The sequence below is a fragment of the Pantoea phytobeneficialis genome (assembly GCF_009728735.1).
GTDB lineage: Bacteria > Pseudomonadota > Gammaproteobacteria > Enterobacterales > Enterobacteriaceae > Pantoea > Pantoea phytobeneficialis.
The window spans coordinates 2,667,856-2,688,558 of record NZ_CP024636.1; the positions used below are offsets into that span (position 1 = coordinate 2,667,856).

Sequence of the window (20,703 nt, forward strand, 5' to 3'; positions counted from 1 at the left end):
CGGTGCTTACGACCAGCTGACCACCGAAGGCCGTAAAGTGCGCGTAGTTTCCATGCCGTCCACCGATGCGTTCGACAAACAGGATGCGGCTTACCGTGAATCTGTCCTGCCGAAAGCAGTGGCTGCGCGTGTGGCTATCGAAGCGGGTATCGCCGATTACTGGTTCAAGTACACCGGCCTGAACGGTGCAATCGTCGGTATGACCCGCTTTGGTGAATCAGCCCCGGCAGAGAAACTGTTCGAAGAGTTTGGTTTCACCGTTGCCAATGTGGTCGCAACCGCGAAATCGATTCTGTAATGCTTTTGGGCGGCCCGATGGCCGCCCGTTTGGATTTCCGTAGCGGCGCGATTTATCGCGCGGGGTTTTCCGACATCGCGCACGGAATTGCGCGATAAATCGCGCCGCTACGAATTCGGGCAAGCATTACCTCATTATTCCTCCAGTAATAATCTTAAATTGGTTTATTTTGTGACGCAGATCCAATAATCAGCAGCGCAGTTGATCACAATCATTCCTGTTATTCCTTCCTTGCTTTATCCTAGCTGAACCGTTTCAGTTGTGGCGTGAAACCCGCTGACAACCACAGGCAGTCGACAAGAATTCCCTGTACAAAAGGGTGTGAAACGCTCAGGCTATCGGCACGTTTTTTCAGGTGTGGTTGAAGGAAAGATGACCGTTCGCATAGCTATAAATGGTTTTGGTCGTATCGGGCGTAATGTGCTGCGTGCGTTGTATGAAACAGGCCGCAGAGCGGAAATCACCGTGGTGGCGATTAACGAACTGGCGGAAGCCGTCGGTATGGCGCATCTGCTGAAGTACGATACCAGCCACGGACGTTTTGCCTTTGACGTGCGCCAGGAACGCGACCAGCTGTTTGTCGGTGACGATACTATCCGTATCCTGCATCAGGCCGATATCGCCACCCTGCCGTGGCAGGAGCTGAATGTCGATATCGTGCTGGATTGTACCGGTGTTTACGGCAGCCGTGCGGATGGCGAAGCCCATTTGCAGGCGGGCGCGAAGAAGGTGTTGTTCTCGCATCCGGGCGGTAACGATCTGGATGCCACCGTAGTGTTCGGCGTGAACGAACAGGCTCTTAAACAAACTGACCGCATTGTCTCCAACGCATCCTGCACCACCAACTGCATTATTCCGGTGATAAAGTTGTTGGATGACGCCTTTGGCATTGAGTCAGGCACCGTGACCACCATCCACTCGGCGATGCATGATCAACAGGTGATCGACGCTTATCACAGCGATCTCCGCCGTACCCGTGCAGCCAGCCAATCGATCATTCCGGTGGATACGCGGCTGGCGGCGGGTATAACGCGCATTTTTCCGAAATTTAACGATCGCTTCGAAGCTATCGCGGTGCGTGTGCCAACCATCAATGTTACGGCCATTGATTTGAGCGTTTCGGTACGCCAGGCGGTGAAGGCATGTGAGGTCAATGCCTTGCTGCAAAACGCATCAGAAGGGGCATTTCGTGGTATAGTTGACTATACGGAATTACCGTTAGTCTCAGTAGATTTTAACCATGATCCGCACAGTGCCATTGTGGATGGCACGCAAACGCGGGTCAGCGGTCACCACCTTATCAAAACCCTGGTTTGGTGTGACAACGAATGGGGCTTTGCTAACCGCATGCTCGACACAACGTTAGCAATGGCCGCAAGCGGTTTCAGGTAAGACGCGGTCTGCGTCTGGCAAAACTTATGAGAATCAACGAGAGGGTTCACCATGTCTGTAATTAAGATGACCGATCTGGATCTTGCTGGAAAACGTGTTCTGATCCGTGCCGATCTCAACGTACCAGTGAAAGAAGGGAAAGTGACGTCTGATGCACGTATCCGTGCTTCTCTGCCCACCATCGAAGCGGCGTTGAAACAGGGCGCGAAAGTGATGGTTACCTCTCACCTGGGTCGTCCGACCGAAGGTGAATACAACGAAGAGTTCTCCCTGCTGCCGGTTGTTAACTATCTGAAAGACAAGCTGAACGGCACTACAGTTACCCTGGCTAAAGATTACCTCGACGGCGTTGAAGTCGGTGCGGGTGAGCTGGTGGTGTTGGAAAACGTACGCTTCAACAAAGGCGAGAAGAAAGACGACGAAGCGCTGTCCAAAAAATACGCCGCGCTGTGCGACGTGTTTGTGATGGATGCCTTCGGTACTGCGCACCGTGCGCAGGCATCAACTCACGGCGTAGGTAAATTCGCACCGATCGCCTGTGCCGGTCCGCTGCTCTCTGCTGAGCTGGAAGCGCTGGGCAAAGTGATGAGCAACCCGCAGCGTCCGCTGGTGGCGGTTGTCGGTGGTTCTAAAGTCTCTACCAAATTCGACGTGCTGCAATCGCTGGTGAAAATCGCTGACACCGTGATCGTCGGCGGTGGTATCGCTAACACCTTCGTGGCTATCGACAACAACGTCGGTAAATCCCTGTACGAGCCAGACTTCGTGGAAGCGGCCAAAGGTCTGCGTGACCAGTACGGTATCCCGGTTCCGACCGACTCCCGCGTAGGCACAGAATTCTCTGAAACCGCACCGGCAACCGTGAAAAAGGTTTCCGAAGTGGCGGATAACGAAGAAATTATGGACTTCGGTGATGAAACCGCACAGGCAATGGCAAAACTGCTGAAAGACGCAAAAACCATCCTGTGGAACGGTCCGGTTGGCGTGTTCGAGTTCCCGAACTTCCGTAAAGGCACCGAAATCGTTGCTAACGCGATCGCTGACAGCGAAGCGTTCTCTGTCGCAGGCGGTGGTGACACCCTGGCAGCCATTGATCTGTTCGGTATCGAAGACAAGATCTCCTACATCTCTACCGGTGGCGGCGCATTCCTCGAATTCGTGGAAGGTAAAAAACTGCCAGCCGTAGCCATGCTGGAAGAGCGCGCGAAGCAGTAATCTTTTGGGGGCGGCGCTTTGGCGTCGCCTGAAGACTTGCCCTGACGCTATGGGGCATAAAATCCAGTCCCCCTCGATTCGGGGATGAACGGTAAACGAAACAGGACACAACCATGTCTAAAATTTTTGATTTCGTAAAACCCGGCGTTGTCACTGGTGATGACGTTCAGAAAATCTTCAAAGTGGCGAAAGAGAACAAATTCGCCCTGCCAGCAGTAAACTGCGTCGGCACAGATTCCATCAACGCAGTACTGGAAGCGGCAGCGAAAGTGAAATCGCCGGTCATCGTTCAGTTCTCCAATGGTGGTGCTGCTTTCATCGCGGGTAAAGGTTACAAAACCGACAAACCTCAGGGCGCGGCGATTGCCGGTGCTATTGCCGGTGCGCACCATGTGCACCTGATGGCTGAGCTGTATGGCGTGCCGGTTATCCTGCACACTGACCACTGCGCGAAAAAACTGCTGCCGTGGATCGACGGTCTGCTGGACGCGGGTGAAGCACACTTCGCCAAAACCGGTAAGCCGCTGTTCTCTTCTCACATGATTGACCTGTCTGAAGAGTCACTGCATGAAAACATCGAGATCTCCAGTAAATATCTGACCCGTATGGCGAAACTGGGTATGACGCTGGAAATCGAACTGGGCTGCACTGGCGGCGAAGAAGATGGTGTGGACAACAGCCACATGGACGCTTCTGCCCTGTACACCCAGCCGGAAGACGTGGATTACGCGTACACCGAACTGAGCAAAATCAGCCCGCGTTTCACCATTGCGGCATCTTTCGGTAACGTTCACGGCGTGTACAAGCCGGGTAACGTTAAGCTGACCCCGACCATCCTGCGTGATTCTCAGGAATATGTTTCTAAGAAACACAACCTGCCGCACAACTCGCTGGATTTCGTATTCCACGGTGGTTCCGGTTCTTCTGCTGCGGAAATCGAAGAGTCAATCAGCTACGGCGTGATCAAGATGAACATCGATACCGACACCCAATGGGCGACCTGGGACGGTATCCTGCAGTACTACAAAAAGAACGAAGACTATCTGCAAGGCCAGCTCGGTAACCCGAACGGCGTAGATAGCCCGAACAAAAAATACTACGATCCGCGCGTATGGCTGCGCTCTGCTCAGGCATCCATGGTGGTTCGCCTGGAACAGGCGTTCAAAGAGCTTAACGCGATCGACGTACTGTAATTTTCCCTTACAGTACAAAAAAGGCCCGAAAGGGCCTTTTTTTATGCATTATTTTCGGATTATTCAGTAAATTCTGACCATCTTTGGCGCTGGCCCCCATTATTGTTTACCCTTGTACGCGGGAGTGTCGGATTCATTCTGGCAGTTTTTGTTCTTTCCTGCGGGAAACTCAACAACAGGGCTAACAAATGGAAGATTTAAATGTCGTTGACGGCATTAACAACGCGGGTGGATGGCTGGTACGCAATCAGGAACTGATCCTGAGCTATGTCGTCAATATTGTGGCGGCGATTGCCATCATCATCATCGGGATGATTGTGGCGCGCATCATTTCGAATGCCATCAATCGGGTGCTGGTGGCGCGTCATATCGATGCTACCGTGGCAGATTTCCTGTCAGCGCTGGTGCGCTACGGCATTATCGCCTTTACCATTATCGCCGCGCTCGGACGCGTGGGTGTGCAGACCGCCTCAGTGATCGCCGTTCTGGGTGCCGCAGGTCTGGCCGTGGGTCTGGCATTGCAGGGGTCGCTCTCCAACCTCGCAGCTGGCGTGCTGCTGGTGACCTTCCGTCCGTTCCGTACCGGCGAGTTCGTTGATCTTGGTGGCGTGACGGGTACCGTACAGAACGTGCAGATCTTCTCCACCACCCTGAAAAGCGCCGATGGCAAAATCGTGGTGGTACCGAACGGCAAAATCATTGCCGGTAATATCGTTAACTACTCTCGTGAACCGATTCGCCGTAACGAATTTATTATCGGCGTGGCCTATGATGCGGATGTGGATCAGGTTATCAGCTTACTGAAAGAAGTGACCGAAGCGGACGAGCGCGTGCTGAAGGACCTGGGTATCCAGATTGGCCTGAACGAACTGGCTGCCTCGTCGCTCAACTTCGTTGTGCGTTGCTGGAGCAAGAGCAGCGACCTGCAAAACGTCTACTGGGACCTGCTGAAAAACTACAAGCGTACGCTGGACGCGCATGGGATCGGCATCCCTTATCCGCAGATGGATGTACATTTCCATCCGGTGAAAAACGAGGCAGCGGTGGCTGAACGCACCGAGTAATCCTCTCAAGCGTAGCGGCGCGATTTATCGCGCGGGTTTTTCCGACACCGCGCACGGAATTGCGCGATAAATCGCGCCGCTACGTAATCGCTTTTACTAATGACCCATTAATTTTTTCCATTTCCTCTAATAATTTCACGCCTTTATACTTCACGCCATCACCCATGTTGATGGAAAAATTTCCGTGTTATCTGTTTATTTACAAGGGCTTGCTCTTGGGGCTTCGCTCATTCTGCCGTTAGGGCCGCAAAACGCCTTCGTGATGAACCAGGGCATAAAACGCCATTATCATTTGATGACGGCGGCACTCTGCACCCTGAGTGACATTGCTTTGATTTGTGGCGGTATCTTCGGCGGCAGCGCTTTGCTTAATCAGTCGCCAGTGCTGCTGATGCTTATCACCTGGACCGGCGTGGTCTTTCTGAGCTGGTATGGCTGGGGTGCATTGCGCAATGCCTGGCAGGGGGATGTCTCGCTGGCATCGGCAGAGATGATAAAGCAGGGACGCTGGCGCATTATCGCCACCCTATTGGCGGTAACCTGGCTCAACCCCCATGTTTATATCGATACCTTTGTGGTGTTGGGGAGTCTCGGTGGTCAGTTGCCGTCTGAAGCCGCACGCCGTTGGTTTGCCCTCGGCAGCGTCAGCGCCTCGATCATCTGGTTCTTTGGTCTGGCGCTGATGGCCGCATGGTTATCGCCCCGACTGCGCACCGTGCGTGCGCAACGTATTATCAATTTGCTGGTAGGCACGGTGATGTGGGTGATTGCTTCCCAGCTGGCGCGTCAGGGTATCGCCAACTGGTGATGCAGATGCAAACCGTAAAGTGCGGGCAGAGCGCCCGCCGTGGCAAGCAGTTCAAGGCGTATTTGCCGAAAACTCACGCCCTGCGGCAATGCATGATGGCAGAGTGAATGATGGTTATCGTTCACCTCAGCCAGCAACATCTCATCCAGCCATACGCGGTAATGGGTGGTGCAATGCGGCGTTACGGCCTGCGCATGCCCCATCTGCACCGTCTCCATTGCATGGTCAAAATCATTATCAAACAACAGGGTGAGTTGGCTGGCCTGCTGGGGCTGTGACCATTGCCAGCTCACCACCGGCGCACTGTCGTCTGATGCCGGAACCCAACAGTTAGTATGACTTTCCGGGCGCAGCTTACCGTTCAGTAGCGCGTCGCGATGCCACAGTTGCAACGGAGCCTCAAGGGAGAAGGCGATGAGAACCTGGTGTGGTGCGCGGCGTGGTAGCCAGAAATCAAATTCATCGACACCATAATCGCCATCATTAATCTGGCGAGTGCGTTTTGCCACCCGTGGATTCAGGCTGTTAAACACCATCATGATGCCCGGCAGCCGCTGGTTGGTCAGGGCGATCTCAATCGCCGGATTCTCGGCAAAGGCAATCATCAGGTAACGATCGCAGTCGGCGTGCCAGGCAAAATCCAGCCGGTATTCCCCTTGATCGTTGACGCAGATCGTCTGACTGGCCAGATGACGGTCGCCACAGGTATTGGCCGGGTTTTCACTGGTCAGCAGCGACACCTGTAGCGACTGTTGTGCAGCCGCCCGCATCGACACCTTCAGTGCGGGCAAACGTTCTCCGGCTTTCAAGGGCAGCAGCAGCGCGCAACGTGATTTCAGGGGCTGCCAGCCACCATCAGCAGGCAGGGAACTGAGCTGAAGCGTGCTGCTGACGTGTACCTTCACTGCGCCGGACGGGCTAAACAGCCGCTGGCGCGGAATGTAAGCGCCCTGGCGCAGCAGATGCTGCTGAAGCTGTCCGATTCGTTCAGGAGTGGACAGCTCGCCTGGGGTGAGATGCTGCTGCTGGCAGATCGCCGCTGCACGTCCCACCACCTCACCGAGTACGCCGCAGGTACACATCACGCGTGCGCTACCGAACGCCACATGGGTGGCGGAGATCAACCTGCCGGTCAGCAGCAGGTTATCCAGCGACCGGCTGTACAAGGCGCGGAATGGGATGGTGTAGGTGCCTTTGCTGTGAAACTGGCGGCAGCCATCATGTTCGCTGTAGACGCCATCAGCGGGATGCAGGTCAATCGACCAACCGCCATAGGCCACGGCATCATAATGATCGTGCTGTTCCACGATATCCTGCTGACATAGCAGCGTGTCACCGAGAAAGCGGCGGCTTTCACGTTTGCCGGGGATCAGGCCGACCCATTCGATAGTCAGGTTTTCCGCATCGGGAAACTCGCCGGAATTCTTGATATAATCCCACACGCCCCAGACGATTTTCCACAGCTCCCATTTGATGGTTTCGCTCTCATGCACCGTGTCGAGCCGTCCTCCCCATTCCAGCCACCACAAGTCGCAACCGTTCAGTTCAGAGGTCAGGCGTTTATAGCGTGGAATGGCCTGGATATCCTTCAGGGCAAAGCCTGGCGGGATAAAACGCACAGGCTCAGCGCTGCGTTTGGTGTAGAAGTAGATAGAGTGACCGAGTTTGTGGCCAAAATGCTCGCCGGGAGCCATTTTCTCACCGAATTCCTCTACCGATTCCGCACCGACCCGATGCGCGGCACCTGCCAGATAGCCCAATACCCCGTCCCCACTGGCATCGATAAATTGTCGGGCGCTAACGTGATAGCGCGTCTGGTTGATGGCGTTAAAGGCATGCACAGCCTGTAACTGGCGACCTGATTTTTCTATCCCGGTCACTGTGGTGTTCAGCAGCAGCGTCAGGCCGGGCTGTGCCTGGACGAGATCCAGCAGCACCAGATCAAACAACACCGGGTTGCCTTCTTTGTTGCGCCACAGGTTCTCCTCCATGATCTCGCCCATGATGCCACCTTCGCGCGCCCAGCGATTATTGTTACCCATGTGCGAGGTGGCACCGTTGGCCCACAGACGAACTTCGCTGGAGGCATTGCCGCCCAGCACCGGGCGATCCTGAATCAGCACCACTGTCACGCCATCACGCGCTGCGGCCAGCGCGGCGCAGACACCGGCCAAACCACCACCGGCCACCAACACATCCGCTTGCAAAGGTTGCAGGGGAAATTGGCGGCTATCCTGAGAGGAGAAAATTTGCATCATTTCATTCCTGTAACTCTGACGCTAAGATTAAATTTTTGACCGCCACAGGGTGATGTATGTCTTCTCAACCCAATCAAAGCCTGATTGACGGTATTCGCTGCCTGCAATATCTGGTTTCCAGTGATAAAGCCGTTGGCTGTCGCGAACTGGCGCGCCAGATGGGGATGAACAGCACGCGGGTTAACCGCCTGCTGATGACCATGGCCTCGATTGGTCTGACGATGCAGGATGAGCATCGCCGCTATCTGCCCGGACCTGGGGTACATGCGCTGGCAGCACAGGCGATTCGCGGATCGTCGCTGTTTGCCCAGGCGCTGCCACAACTGGAAGCCAATGCGCCACGCGATATCGTGGTGGCGCTGGGCGTGCTGTGGGAGGACCAGGTGATCTATATCTGGCACTCGGAACCGGGCGAGCGTACCAGCACCAGCCAGGCGCTGGCGGGCTACCATATGTTGCCCGCCTGGCAGTCGGTGATCGGCGTATCGCTGTTGGCGGCGGAGAGCGATGAAGCCTTGCGGCCACGTTTCACCGACGATCAATGGGCGCAGATTGCCCCGCTGCTGGCGCGTAAACGCACGCAGGACACCCTCATCTGGCATCGTGACGATGGCGAAATCAGCATGGCACTGCCGATTAATAACAATCGCGCGGCCCTGGCGTTCGCCAAAATCTGGCAGGCGGATGAGGCACATCTCCAGCAGCGTCTGGCGCAGTTGCAGGCGCTGGCGCAGCGCATGATCATTGCGCGCTAACATGGTCGATTTTCCCGACGATAAACACGTAACTGGCGATGCCGATAGCGGCCAGCATGGCGATAAACGCCAGCGCTGGCGCGAAATTGTCGCCATCGATTAATGCGCCAATGGCGATCGGCACCACAATGGAGGAGAGCGCGCCGGTGAAGTTAAATACGCCACCGGCCAGCCCGATTAAATGGCGCGGTGCCAGCGCGGTAACAAACACCCAGGTAATGGTCGCGAGGCCGTTGCCAAAGAAGGCGACAGACATAAACAGGATGATCAGCGCGGAGTTGTCCGTGTAATTGGCCCCGAGAATAAATAAGGTCAGCGATAATCCGAGGATTACCGGTAGTTTGCGAGCAACACTGGCCGAAACGCCCCGACGTATCATGCGGTCCGAGGCAAAGCCCGCCAGTAGCACGCCGCAAAAGGCGGCGAAGTAGGGCAGTGACGCCACATAGCCGCTCTTAATAAACGCCATATGACGATATTCCACCAGGTAGGTCGGGAACCAGGTGAGGAAGAACCAGAAGGTAGCCGAAATGGTGAACTGACCAATGTAGATGCCAACCAGCTTGCGACTGCGGAACATCTGCGCCAGATCCTGCCAGCGCGCGCGTGGTGGTTGAGCGCTCTGGCGGTCACCCAGTAGCGCGCCATTGCTGCGCAGATAATTCAGTTCCGCCTGGGAAACCCCTTTGTGATCGCCTGGTTCGCGGTAGAGGACATACCACACCAGCGCCCAAATCATGCCTGCGACACCGGTAATCAGAAACAAGCCGCGCCAGCCAAACGCATCCTGCACATGAAACAGCAGCGGGGTCATGCAGGCTAAACCGACAAACTGCGCCGAAGAGTAAATACCGATGGCGCTGGCGCGCTCCTGTTCCGGGAACCAACTGGAGATCACCCGGTTGTTGGCGGGCATCACCGGGGCTTCAAAGGCACCGACGCCCAGACGCAGGCCAAACAGCGCGAGAAAGCTACCGGCAAAGGCGTGTAGCGCCGTCACCATCGACCAGACAAACAGCCCGACGCCATACACCAGCCGCGCGCCCAGACGATCGATCAGGAAACCGCCGGGGATCTGTAAGGCGGCATAAATCCAGCCAAAGGCAGAGAAAATTAACCCCATCTCCAGCGGCGTGAAGCGTAATTCACCGGCCATTGTCGTGGCGGCGACCGACAGGTTGGTACGGTCCATGTAATTAATAATGATGTTGATAAACACCAGGCCAAGCATCAGAAAGCGTGTGCGCCCGGCACGGACACAAACGTGGGGTTGGGCTATCGGTTGCTCTGTCATCGTGGAACGCTCCCGGAGGTCAGAGTGTCTCTTTAATAGAAACACTGGTAGGCAAATTCAGCGAATACAGGGTGATTATTTTGTGATCGCGGAGACGATAAAACAGCAGAGTGCCCGAACTTTTCGTTGAATCAAAACTCAGACCATCACGCATGGTAATGTGTAGCAGGCTTCGCCATAGTGGCGACCTCAGAATTGAATCTTCAAGGAGGACTTTCGTGAAACTCAAAGCACTGGCGCTGGCCGCCGTAATGAGCGCGGGCGCATTGCCTGCGATGGTTCAGGCCGACGAGCTGCCGAATGGGCCGCATGTGGTGACTTCAGGGCAGGCAAGTGTCGAGGCACGTCCGGATATTGCTACGCTCTCGATTGTGGTGAATGTTTCATCGAAAGACGCGGCGGATGCGAAAAAGCAGGCCGATAGCCGTGTTGCACAATATTTTGATTTTCTGCAAAAAAATGGCATCGAGAAGAAAGATATCGATGCTGCTAACCTCAGCACCCAGCCGGAGTACGATTACACCAAAGAGGGGAAGTCGGTACTGAAAGGCTACCGCGCAGTACGCCAGGTACAGGTGACGCTGCGTCAGCTGGAGAAGCTGAATGAACTGCTGGATGGGGCGTTGAAAACCGGGTTGAACGAGATTCGTGCTGTCGATCTCGGCGTGGCAAATCCGCAGACCTATAAGGATCAGGCGCGTAAAGCGGCTATCGCCAATGCAACTCAGCAGGCATCAGCACTGGCGGAAGGTTTCAATGCGAAACTCGGTCCGGTGTATAGCATCCGCTATCACGTAGCCAACTATCAGCCGATGCCGATGGCACGCATGTTCAAAGCGGCGGCATCAGAGGCGGATACCTCAGCGCAGCAAACCTACGAGCAGCAGACCATTCACTTTGACGATCAGGTGGATGTGGTATTCGATATCAAACCGAATACACCGTAATGTTTCCGTAGCGGCGCGATTTATCGCTCAATCCTGTGCGTGATAACTCGCGCCGCTACGAATTCGTGCTGCTGTCAGGCCGCTAAATCATCCTGACGCAATACGCGGTGGCCGTGGGCAATTAATGCATCGGTGACGCGGCGCATCAGACGGCTTTCCGGGGCAAAGCGATGCCAGTACAGCATCCGGCGCTGGTACAAGCCGGGCGTCAAATCCACCAACTCACCATTCGCCAGTTCACGTTCAATCTGCAAATGCGGGATCATACAGCAGGTCGACCCCTGACGAGCCAGCTGGACGAAGGCTTCCGACGAGTTAACGATATGGCAGGGTACGCTACCCGGCGACAGATCGAAATTCTGTTGCAGAAACGCCTGATGCATATCATCGAGATGATCAAAGGCAATGGCCGGGGCTTTCAGCAGCGCCGAACGTGTCACGCCATTCGGGAAGTAGCGATTGGCAAACTCGGGTGAAGCTACAAACAGATAATCTAACGCACCCAGTTGATCAACCAGACAGCTCGGTAAGGGTTGTGGCTGAATACTCACCGCACCCACTACTTCACCACGACGCAAGCGCTCCTGAGTACGGGTTTCGTCTTCGACCTGAATGTTGAGGCGCACCGGGGAATCGGCCAGCACATCTTTCAATGCGGGCAGCAGCCAGGTTGCCAGACTGTCGGCGTTGACCGCCAGTGACAACAACAGCGGCGTGGTGCCACCGTTTTCATCACCCAGCCACTCCTCTTCCAGCAGCTCCACCTGATGCAACAACGCCAGCAGCTTCTGCCCCTGTTCCGTCGGGCGCGGCGGTACGGTACGCACCAGCAGCGGCTGACCGAATAAATTTTCCAGCTGTTTAATACGCTGCGACACCGCAGACTGCGTAATACAAAGTTTTTGCGCGGCGCGCTCAAAGCCGCGTTCACGAATCACAGCATCCAGCGCCTGAAGCGTTCGATAATCCGGGCGTTTCATTGTTGTTCTCTCTCGTTCAGGATGGAGGGTACTATGCCACAAAAAATCAAAAGATGGTTTTTGTGCACTGAGTTACAAAGCCTTTAACAGCCGCGCTTTTTTACGCCGCCTTGTTTTATACTACGCGCACCTCGTTGTCGCACAGGTTTTAAACATACCATGACCCAGGATGAACTGAAAAAAGCGGTAGGTTGGGCAGCACTGCAATATGTGCAGCCGGGCACCATTGTTGGCGTTGGCACCGGTTCGACCGCTGCTCATTTTATTGATGCGTTAGGTTCGATTAAGCATCAAATTGAGGGCGCAGTTTCCAGCTCGGAAGCCTCAACGCAGAAACTGAAATCCCTCGGCATTCATGTGTTTGATCTCAATGAAGTGGATTCGCTCTCGGTATATGTCGACGGTGCTGATGAGATCAATCCGCAGATGCAGATGATTAAAGGCGGCGGCGCGGCGCTGACGCGTGAGAAAATTGTCTCCGCTGTGGCTGAGAAATTTATCTGTATTGCCGATGCCTCGAAAGAAGTGGATGTACTGGGCCACTTTCCGCTGCCGGTTGAAGTGATCCCGATGGCGCGTTCCTATGTGGCGCGTGAACTGGTGAAATTGGGCGGCCTGCCAGAATATCGTCAGAACGTGGTGACCGATAACGGCAACATTATTCTCGACGTGCATAATCTACGCATCCTCGATCCGATCGCGCTGGAAAAAGCCATCAATGCGCTGCCTGGTGTGGTGACGGTAGGGCTTTTTGCAGCTCGCGGCGCTGATGTTGCGCTGATCGGCACTGCTGATGGCGTAAAAACCATTACCAAATGATCTGTCCGGCGCTGTTGCAGCGCCGCTTATTTCCATACGCAAAACATCTTTTCTTCGTATGCTGAAATTCGGTGACTTATGTCACAAAACAGTCATCAACAGCAGGTTCATTCTTCGCTCTGTACGCATATCCCGATTTTGTACGGCATTGTGCTGCCGTAGCGCTGACGCGTGCTGAGGTCGAGGCAATCGATTGTCTTGCTGCAAACGAATTTTTTGATATTTTGACAGAAGGCTGGCTTATGGCAGCCCTCGTTGAATTCTGAATAGGGTCGGGAAATGGCAGAGTTATCACTGGAAAAAGACAAGATTAAGTTCCTGCTGGTGGAAGGTGTCCATCAGAGTGCGCTGGATAACCTGCGCGCAGCAGGTTACACCAACATCGAATTCCACAAAGGTGCACTGGATGCGGAGACTCTGAAGTCCTCCGTTCGTGACGCACACTTCATTGGTATCCGTTCCCGTACCCAACTGACCGAAGAGATTTTCGCTGCGGCTGAAAAACTGGTTGCGGTTGGCTGCTTCTGTATCGGCACCAACCAGGTTGACCTGAATGCAGCAGCAAAACGTGGCGTGCCGGTGTTTAACGCCCCGTTCTCCAACACCCGTTCGGTTGCCGAACTGGTGATTGGTGAAATGCTGCTGATGCTGCGTGGCATCCCGGAAGCGAACGCCAAAGCGCACCGCGGTATCTGGAATAAAATTGCAGCGGGTTCCTATGAAGCTCGTGGCAAGAAGCTGGGTATCATCGGCTATGGCCACATCGGTATGCAGCTCGGTGTGCTGGCGGAAAGCCTTGGCATGCATGTGTTTTTCTACGATATCGAGAACAAACTGCCGCTGGGCAACGCCACACAGGTGCGTCACCTGTCTGACCTGCTCAACATGAGTGATGTGGTCAGCCTGCACGTACCGGAAACCCCATCAACGCAGAATATGATCAGTGCCGCTGAACTGGCGCTGATGAAGCCAGGTGCGCTGCTGATTAACGCCGCACGCGGTACGGTGATTGATATTCCGGCGCTGTGCGATGCCTTGTCCAACAAACATCTGGCGGGTGCGGCGATTGACGTGTTCCCGGTGGAGCCGGCGACCAACAGCGATCCGTTCAATTCACCGCTGTGTGAATTTGATAATGTGATTCTGACGCCACATATCGGTGGTTCGACGCAGGAAGCGCAGGAAAACATCGGTCTGGAAGTCTCTGGCAAGTTGGCGAAGTATTCTGACAACGGTTCAACCCTGTCTGCCGTTAACTTCCCGGAAGTGTCGTTGCCGATGCATGCCGCCAGCGCCAGTCGCCTGTTGCACATCCACGAAAACCGTCCGGGTGTACTGACCGCCATCAACCAGATTTTTGCCGAGCAGGGCATCAACATTGCCGCCCAGTATCTGCAAACCTCGCCGCTGATGGGCTACGTGGTGATCGATATCGATGCACAGCAGGATGTGGCGGATAAAGCGCTGCAACTGATGAAGGCGATTCCGGGCACCATTCGCGCGCGCTTGCTGTACTGATTTAACATCGCGCTGCTACAGCTATCGTAGCGGCGCGATTTATCGCGCAATAACCCGGTTACCACTGCCACAATTTCGACGGTGTAATCACCACCGGCAACGGCACATCCCAGGTCGCTACTGGCAGCGTTTCAACATGCTGACAGTCATGCGCAATCCCCACCGGTAGAAAACCATGCTGCTGCCAGTTTTGTAGCGTGCGATCGTAAAAACCGCCTCCCATACCCAATCGCTGCCCGCTTTGGTCGAACGCGACTAATGGCACCATCACCACGTCCAGCTGATCAAGGGTGACCATTTGGGTGATATCCAGCGGCGGTTCCGGGATGCTTAATTTATTCGGGCTGAGTGGCGTGTCGGGTGTGTAGCGCAGGAACAGTAAATTTCCGGGGGCGAAAGGGTGCAGCACCGGCAGGAAAACCTGTTTTTTCTGTTGCCAGAGCTTGGCGATGAGTGGGCGAGTATTCAACTCCCCATCAACGGACAAGAACAACGCAATACGTTCGGCATTGCTGATGGGCGCAAAATTTATCGCATGCTCTGCCAGCAAATCGGCGGCTTGTTCCTGCTGTTCAGCCGTGAGGTTGCGGCGCAGATGACGCACATGTTGACGAATGTCTTGTCGGTCACGAAATGAGGGTTCAGACATGATATCCCCGGCAAAGTCGGCTGTTGCCAGCCACTATATCATGCGTACCGGGGGATAACAGAAGTGGAACTAAGAGGAGATCTCCGAGATGCCGCCGCAGGCTGTAACCCTTGAACCCTTGGTTCAAGGTGAATGTGTCGTCGCAACTATCAGGCTTCTCGGACGGACCGAGCATGCTCACAAGTTACGGAGCGCCACATTCTGTGGTAATGAAATATCGGCTCAGGGGACTGGCCCGCATGCAAACATCTCAGAGAAAATTTACTTCACCGTTACTGTATCACGATAACCATGAAGTGTTATTCAAACTTTGTGCCCTGGCGATCAGTTATGCGACCTTGCTCAACTAATGCTTGTTCAATGGTCTGTTGCAGCATACGAATACGTTGTTCCATATTGGCTGCGTAGTCGCGCGTCTTACCTTTCTCTTGTGCCAATTCGTGGCAGATGTTTAACGCGGCGATGAACACCAGTTGCTCTGTATTTGTGACTCTAGTGCGAACTTTTAAATCTTGCAACCGTTGATTGAGGTCCTCAGCTGCCGCATTCAGCGCATCTTGCTGTTCAGGCGGACAATTCACTCTCAACGAACGACCAAAAATCTGAATATCTACCGGTTGTGCAGACATGCCACCTTCCTGACTGATTACTTCGCCCGCATCTCCCTTAGCAGTCAATGGCTTGGGAGGAGCGCAACTATATAGACCTGGGTGAGAAGTTACAACCCCTTTTCTGGAAACCCTGAGGCACCTGGTGGTAGCATAACACGAACTTATTCTGCCAACGACGACCAAAGCTTATGTCTTTACAGAACGCAACGCCCACTTACAACGCGCTGGCAGCGGCGCTTTCCCAGCAGGGCGTGGGAATGACACCCGCCGAAATGCACGGCCTGATTTGCGGCATCCTGTGCGGCGGTAACCAGGATAACAGTTGGAAGACGCTGGTGCACGACCTCACCAACGAAGGCATGGCCTTTTCACAAAGCCTGTCGCAGCCGTTGCAGGCGCTCCATGAAAGCCTGACCAACACTCTGGATGAAGAGGGTTTCCTGTTTCAACTGATGTTGCCTGACGACGATGACATCACGGTATTTGACCGTGCCGATGCGCTGGCGGGATGGGTCAACCATTTCCTGCTGGGACTGGGTGTGACTCAGCCGAAACTGGACAAGGTCACCGGCGAAACCGGAGAAGCGATTGATGACCTGCGCACCATCGCTCAACTGGGCTACGACGAAGATGAAGATCAGGAAGAGCTTGAGCAATCACTCGAAGAGGTGATTGAGTATGTGCGCGTTGCCGCGCTGCTGTGTCACGACACCTTCACCCAGCCGCGACCGCCGACAGCACCTGAAGTACAGAAGCCCACGCTACACTAAGCGCGTCATTCCGGGTACTGCCGTGCCCGCTTTTCAACAGGGAGTGCAAACATGATTACACTGGAAACTTTCCAGCAACGTCGTCAGGCGCTGATTGCCCGTATGGCGCCCGGTAGTGCCGCATTGATTTTTGCTGCGCCGGAAGTGACGCGCAGTAACGACAGCGAGTATCCCTTCCGTCAGAACAGCGATTTCTGGTATTTCACCGGTTTTAACGAGCCGCAGGCGTTGCTGGTGTTGATTAAAAGCGACGAGACGCACAACCACAGCGTGTTGTTCAACCGCGTGCGTGATCTGACCGCCGAAATCTGGTTTGGCCGTCGTCTGGGCCAGGATGCGGCACCGGCGAAACTCGGCGTGGACCGGGCATTGCCGTGGGACGATATTGGCGAACAACTGCATCAACTGTTAAACGGTCTGGATGTGGTGTATCACGCCCAGGGGTTGTATGCCGAAGCCGACAAACTGGTGTTCAGTGCGCTGGAAAAACTGCGTCGTGGCTTCCGTCAGAACCTGAGCGCGCCAGATACCCTCACCGACTGGCGTCCGTGGGTGCATGATATGCGCCTGTTCAAAGGACCCGAAGAGATCGCCATCCTGCGTCGTGCCGGGGAAATCAGCGCGCTGGCCCATACCCGCGCCATGCAGGTCTGTCGTCCGGGGATGTTTGAATATCAGCTTGAAGGTGAAATCCAGCATGAGTTCAATCGTCACGGCGCACGTTTTCCCTCCTACAACACCATTGTCGGAGCGGGTGAAAACGGCTGCATCCTGCACTACACCGAAAATGAGTGCGAGATGCGCGATGGTGATTTGGTACTGATTGACGCAGGTTGCGAATTCCAGGGCTACGCGGGCGATATCACGCGAACCTTCCCGGTTAACGGCAAGTTCACCGCCCCTCAGCGTGCCATTTACGACATCGTGCTGGCGTCACTGTACAAAGCGCTGGAACTCTTCCGTCCGGGCGTGAGCATCCATGACGTGAACGAAGAAGTGGTGCGTATCATGGTCACCGGCCTGGTGGAACTGGGGGTGATGGAAGGCGAAGTGGATGCCCTGCTGGCCGAGCAGGCCCATCGTGAATTTTTTATGCACGGTTTGAGCCATTGGCTGGGGCTGGATGTACATGATGTCGGTCACTACGGCACACCAAGCCGCGACCGCATCCTCGAACCCGGCATGGTTCTGACCATTGAGCCTGGTCTGTATATCGCACCAGACGCCAGGGTGCCTCCGCAATATCGCGGAATCGGTATTCGTATCGAAGATGACATCGTCATCACCGAAGACGGCAACGAGAATCTGACCGACAGCGTAGTGAAGGATGCTGATGCGATTGAAGCCTTAATGGCGGCGGCACGACAGGCATGAGCATTCTGATTGCAGGCGGCGGCATGACCGGTGCCACTCTGGCACTGGCGTTATCCCATCTCACTCAGGGAAAACTGCCGGTAACGCTGATAGAGCGCAGTGAGCCGGACAGCCGTGCGCATCCGGGGTATGACGGCCGTGCCATCGCGCTGGCAGCCGGCACTTGCCAGCAACTGGCGGAGATCGATCTGTGGCGTTCATTGCAGGATTGCGGCACGCCAATCACCCAGGTGCACGTTTCTGACCGTGGCCACACTGGGTTTGTCTCGATGCAGGCGGCGGATTATCAGCTCCCGGCGTTGGGGCAGGTGGTGGAGTTGTTCGATGTTGGACAACGGCTGTTCCAGCGTCTGAAACAGGCGCCGGGTGTAACGTTACGTTGCCCGGCGCAGGTCACAGCGGTGTCACGCAGCGCTGATAACGTGCAGGTCACGCTCGATAGCGGCGAGCAACTGGACGGTGCTTTGTTGGTGGCGGCTGACGGTTCGCGTTCACCGCTGGCTGCCTCCTGCGGCATTAACTGGCAGCGTGAGGATTATCAGCAATTGGCGGTGATTGCCAATGTCACCACGCAGTTGCCACATCAGGGGCGCGCCTTTGAGCGTTTTACCGAACATGGCCCACTGGCGCTGTTACCGATGTCGGGCAATCGCATGTCACTGGTATGGTGTCATCCGCTGGATGACCGAGAAGCCCTGATGCAGTGGGATGACGCGACTTTCCTGCGTGAGTTGCAACAGGCCTTTGGCTGGCGTCTCGGGCGCTTCACCCATACCGGTCAGCGCGAAATCTACCCGCTGGCGTTGCAAACGGCTGAACGCCAGGTGGCGCATCGTCTGGCGCTGGTTGGCAATGCGGCGCAAACGCTGCATCCCATTGCCGGGCAGGGCTTTAACCTCGGCCTGCGTGATGTGATGTCGCTGGCGGAAAATCTCGCCAGCGCCTGGCGCCAGCGTCAGGACCCTGGCAGTTATGCGGTGCTGCATCATTTTGCCGCACGACGCCAACCGGACCGTGCCGCCACCATTGGCGTCACCGATGGTCTGGTGCGGTTGTTCGCCAACCGTTATGCTCCGCTAGTGGCAGGACGAAATTTTGGGCTGGTGGCGATGGACCACCTGCCGTGGCTGCGAAACCCCCTTGCCGCGCGTACGCTCGGCTGGGTAAAACGTTAAGCATGAATTAAGGGGCAGCAATGCAAACTTTTGATGTGGCTATCGCTGGTGGTGGCATGGTCGGACTGGCCGTCGCCTGTGGGCTGCAAGGCAGCGGATTACGCGTCGCGGTGCTGGAGAAGGCCGCAGAACCGCAGTTTGATCCGGCAGCTGCGCCATCCGTTCGCGTCTCGGCAATCAATGCCGCCAGCGAACGCCTGCTGCAAAAACTGGATGTCTGGTCAACGATTCTGGCTCTGCGCGCCAGCGCGTATCACGGCATGGAAGTGTGGGATCAGGACAGCTTTGGCAGCATCAGTTTCGATGATGAGCAGCAGGGCCTCGCACATCTCGGCCATATTATTGAAAATCCGGTGATTCACAGCGCGCTGTGGCAACGTGCCAGCCAGTGCAGCGATATCACCTTGCTGGCTCCGGCGCAGTTGCAGCAGGTGGCGTTTGGCGACAACGAAGCCTTTATCACGCTCCAGGACGGCAGCATGATGAGCGCGCGTTTATTGATTGCCGCTGACGGTGCCAACTCGTGGTTGCGTGATAAGGCCGATATTCCTATCACTTTCTGGGATTATGATCATCACGCGCTGGTGGCAAATATCCGCACCGATCTGCCGCATGATGCGGTGGCGCGCCAGGTGTTCCACGGCGACGGCATTCTGGCATTTTTGCCGATGCAGGACCCGCATCTCAGCTCCATTGTCTGGTCGTTGTCGCCGCAGGAAGCCAGCCGTTTGCAGGCGATGCCCGAAGCGCTGTTTAATCAACAGCTTTCCGTCGCGTTCGATATGCGCCTGGGTCTGTGCCAGGTCGAGAGCGAACGTAAAACCTTCCCGCTGATGGCGCGCTATGCACGTAACTTTGCTGCGCACCGACTGGCGCTGGTCGGCGATGCCGCGCACACCATCCACCCATTGGCAGGCCAGGGTGTCAATCTCGGCTTTATGGATGCGGCGGAGTTGATCGGTGAAATCCGCCGCCTGCACAGTCAGGGCAAGGATATTGGTCAGCATCTCTATCTGCGCCGTTATGAACGCAGTCGCAAGCACAGTGCTGCGTTAATGCTGGCGGGTATGCAGGGCTTCCGTGAATTATTTGCGGGCAGCAATCCGGCCAAGAAATTGCTGCGTGATGTCGGGTTGAAACTGGCCGATACCTTGCCAGGCATCAAACCGATGATGCTCAAGCAGGCCATGGGGCTGAATGATATCCCCGCCTGGCTGCGCTAATCTCCCCTTCCTGTAGCGGCGCGATTTATCGCGCGAATCCGTTCGCGATGCCGGTAAAACCCGCGCGATAAATCGCGTAATGCTTGTCAGTTAAGCCTCAGTCATGCCGGAACGCATAGCGTTTCGGCCTCTTTTTTACCGCCCGTGGATAATGCCTCTGCCTTCGCTTCGGAAGCACGAAGCTTCCTGCCATCTCCATTATTTCATTTATTATTCGCGGGATTTTTCCCGGTGCTACGGCGGGCAGGATGCTTAGCTGGCCCGTCAGATAAAGCGCGGCCTGCTTAAAGCCCATCTGATAAGGTTCCACATTCTTCAGGCTGTAAGCCATCTGCGCCATCATAAAGCGCAGGAGATTGT

At 55.4% G+C, this 20,703-nt stretch carries 19 protein-coding genes, 1 other RNA gene and 1 pseudogene; 14 read left to right on the top strand and 7 right to left on the bottom strand.

The window, feature by feature from the left end:
• From CTZ24_RS12375 to argO, 6 genes are all read left to right on the top strand, one after another.
• The coding region (locus tag CTZ24_RS12375) for a transketolase-like TK C-terminal-containing protein (protein WP_302474891.1) at positions 1-298 on the top strand (298 nt) is incomplete at its 5' end.
• Between the two features lie 372 nt (positions 299-670).
• Positions 671-1,690 (top strand): erythrose-4-phosphate dehydrogenase, encoded by a 1,020-nt coding sequence (epd, locus tag CTZ24_RS12380; protein ID WP_208723671.1) that lies wholly within the window; start codon positions 671-673, stop codon positions 1,688-1,690.
• Positions 1,691-1,741: 51 nt separating this feature from the next.
• Positions 1,742-2,905, top strand: coding sequence for a phosphoglycerate kinase (gene pgk, locus CTZ24_RS12385; RefSeq protein WP_021184641.1), 1,164 nt, complete (start codon positions 1,742-1,744; stop codon positions 2,903-2,905).
• A gap of 113 nt (positions 2,906-3,018) precedes the next feature.
• On the top strand, positions 3,019-4,098 hold the full coding sequence (gene fbaA / locus CTZ24_RS12390) for a class II fructose-bisphosphate aldolase (RefSeq protein ID WP_021184640.1): 1,080 nt from the start codon (positions 3,019-3,021) through the stop codon (positions 4,096-4,098).
• Positions 4,099-4,286: 188 nt separating this feature from the next.
• Positions 4,287-5,162: a small-conductance mechanosensitive channel MscS gene (gene mscS, locus CTZ24_RS12395; protein ID WP_021184639.1), complete on the top strand. Its 876-nt coding sequence runs from the start codon at positions 4,287-4,289 to the stop codon at positions 5,160-5,162.
• A 184-nt stretch (positions 5,163-5,346) separates the two neighbouring features.
• Positions 5,347-5,970, top strand: coding sequence for an arginine exporter ArgO (argO, locus tag CTZ24_RS12400; protein WP_208723672.1), 624 nt, complete (start codon positions 5,347-5,349; stop codon positions 5,968-5,970).
• Here argO and CTZ24_RS12405 read toward each other — a convergent pair.
• Positions 5,949-8,225 carry an FAD-dependent oxidoreductase gene (locus CTZ24_RS12405; protein WP_208725550.1) on the bottom strand — a complete coding sequence of 759 codons (2,277 nt, stop codon included), beginning with the start codon at positions 8,223-8,225 and terminating at the stop codon, positions 5,949-5,951. The genes argO and CTZ24_RS12405 overlap by 22 nt on opposite strands.
• Before the next feature lie 59 nt (positions 8,226-8,284).
• Between CTZ24_RS12405 and CTZ24_RS12410 the strand changes: the two genes are divergently transcribed.
• Complete coding sequence (locus CTZ24_RS12410; protein ID WP_021184636.1) at positions 8,285-8,983, top strand: IclR family transcriptional regulator; 699 nt, start codon at positions 8,285-8,287, stop codon at positions 8,981-8,983.
• Here the strand turns inward: CTZ24_RS12410 and CTZ24_RS12415 are convergent.
• Positions 8,970-10,277 (bottom strand): MFS transporter, encoded by a 1,308-nt coding sequence (locus CTZ24_RS12415; protein WP_208723673.1) that lies wholly within the window; start codon positions 10,275-10,277, stop codon positions 8,970-8,972. The genes CTZ24_RS12410 and CTZ24_RS12415 overlap by 14 nt on opposite strands.
• Before the next feature lie 218 nt (positions 10,278-10,495).
• Between CTZ24_RS12415 and CTZ24_RS12420 the strand changes: the two genes are divergently transcribed.
• The gene (locus tag CTZ24_RS12420; protein ID WP_208723674.1) at positions 10,496-11,224 is read left to right on the top strand and encodes an oxidative stress defense protein; all 729 of its coding nucleotides are present in this window, start codon (positions 10,496-10,498) and stop codon (positions 11,222-11,224) included.
• A gap of 74 nt (positions 11,225-11,298) precedes the next feature.
• On the opposite strand, the gene CTZ24_RS12425 is transcribed toward CTZ24_RS12420, so the two are convergent.
• Entirely contained in the window at positions 11,299-12,204 is a 906-nt protein-coding gene (locus CTZ24_RS12425; protein WP_013510342.1) for a LysR family transcriptional regulator ArgP, read from the bottom strand.
• A gap of 159 nt (positions 12,205-12,363) precedes the next feature.
• Between CTZ24_RS12425 and rpiA the strand changes: the two genes are divergently transcribed.
• Positions 12,364-13,023, top strand: a complete 660-nt coding sequence (rpiA, locus tag CTZ24_RS12430; protein ID WP_021184632.1) for a ribose-5-phosphate isomerase RpiA — start codon at positions 12,364-12,366, stop codon at positions 13,021-13,023.
• Positions 13,024-13,302: 279 nt separating this feature from the next.
• Positions 13,303-14,541: a phosphoglycerate dehydrogenase gene (gene serA / locus CTZ24_RS12435; RefSeq protein ID WP_208723675.1), complete on the top strand. Its 1,239-nt coding sequence runs from the start codon at positions 13,303-13,305 to the stop codon at positions 14,539-14,541.
• A 58-nt stretch (positions 14,542-14,599) separates the two neighbouring features.
• Here the strand turns inward: serA and CTZ24_RS12440 are convergent, their stop codons facing one another.
• The 3 genes from CTZ24_RS12440 to zapA all read right to left on the bottom strand — a co-directional run bounded on the left by CTZ24_RS12440 (position 14,600) and on the right by zapA (position 15,819).
• Positions 14,600-15,190, bottom strand: a complete 591-nt coding sequence (locus CTZ24_RS12440; RefSeq protein WP_021184630.1) for a 5-formyltetrahydrofolate cyclo-ligase — start codon at positions 15,188-15,190, stop codon at positions 14,600-14,602.
• Positions 15,191-15,266: 76 nt separating this feature from the next.
• Positions 15,267-15,450: non-coding RNA, 6S RNA (gene ssrS, locus CTZ24_RS12445), on the bottom strand.
• 39 nt (positions 15,451-15,489) lie between these two features.
• Positions 15,490-15,819 (bottom strand): cell division protein ZapA, encoded by a 330-nt coding sequence (gene zapA, locus CTZ24_RS12450; RefSeq protein ID WP_013510338.1) that lies wholly within the window; start codon positions 15,817-15,819, stop codon positions 15,490-15,492.
• Between the two features lie 170 nt (positions 15,820-15,989).
• On the opposite strand from zapA, the gene CTZ24_RS12455 reads away from it, so the two are divergent.
• Genes CTZ24_RS12455 through ubiI form a run of 4 tightly spaced genes read left to right on the top strand, consistent with a single transcriptional unit; the run spans position 15,990 to position 20,343 of the window.
• Positions 15,990-16,571 carry a YecA/YgfB family protein gene (locus tag CTZ24_RS12455; protein WP_013510337.1) on the top strand — a complete coding sequence of 194 codons (582 nt, stop codon included), beginning with the start codon at positions 15,990-15,992 and terminating at the stop codon, positions 16,569-16,571.
• Positions 16,572-16,622: 51 nt separating this feature from the next.
• Complete coding sequence (gene pepP, locus CTZ24_RS12460) at positions 16,623-17,945, top strand: Xaa-Pro aminopeptidase (RefSeq protein ID WP_208723676.1); 1,323 nt, start codon at positions 16,623-16,625, stop codon at positions 17,943-17,945.
• Positions 17,942-19,120, top strand: coding sequence for a 2-octaprenyl-6-methoxyphenyl hydroxylase (ubiH, locus tag CTZ24_RS12465; RefSeq protein ID WP_208723677.1), 1,179 nt, complete (start codon positions 17,942-17,944; stop codon positions 19,118-19,120). Before pepP ends, ubiH begins: the two co-directional genes overlap by 4 nt.
• 20 nt (positions 19,121-19,140) lie before the next feature.
• Entirely contained in the window at positions 19,141-20,343 is a 1,203-nt protein-coding gene (gene ubiI / locus CTZ24_RS12470) for an FAD-dependent 2-octaprenylphenol hydroxylase (RefSeq protein ID WP_208723678.1), read from the top strand.
• 97 nt (positions 20,344-20,440) lie between these two features.
• Here the strand turns inward: ubiI and CTZ24_RS12475 are convergent.
• A pseudogene (locus CTZ24_RS12475) lies at positions 20,441-20,703 on the bottom strand (IS4 family transposase); the annotation flags it as partial.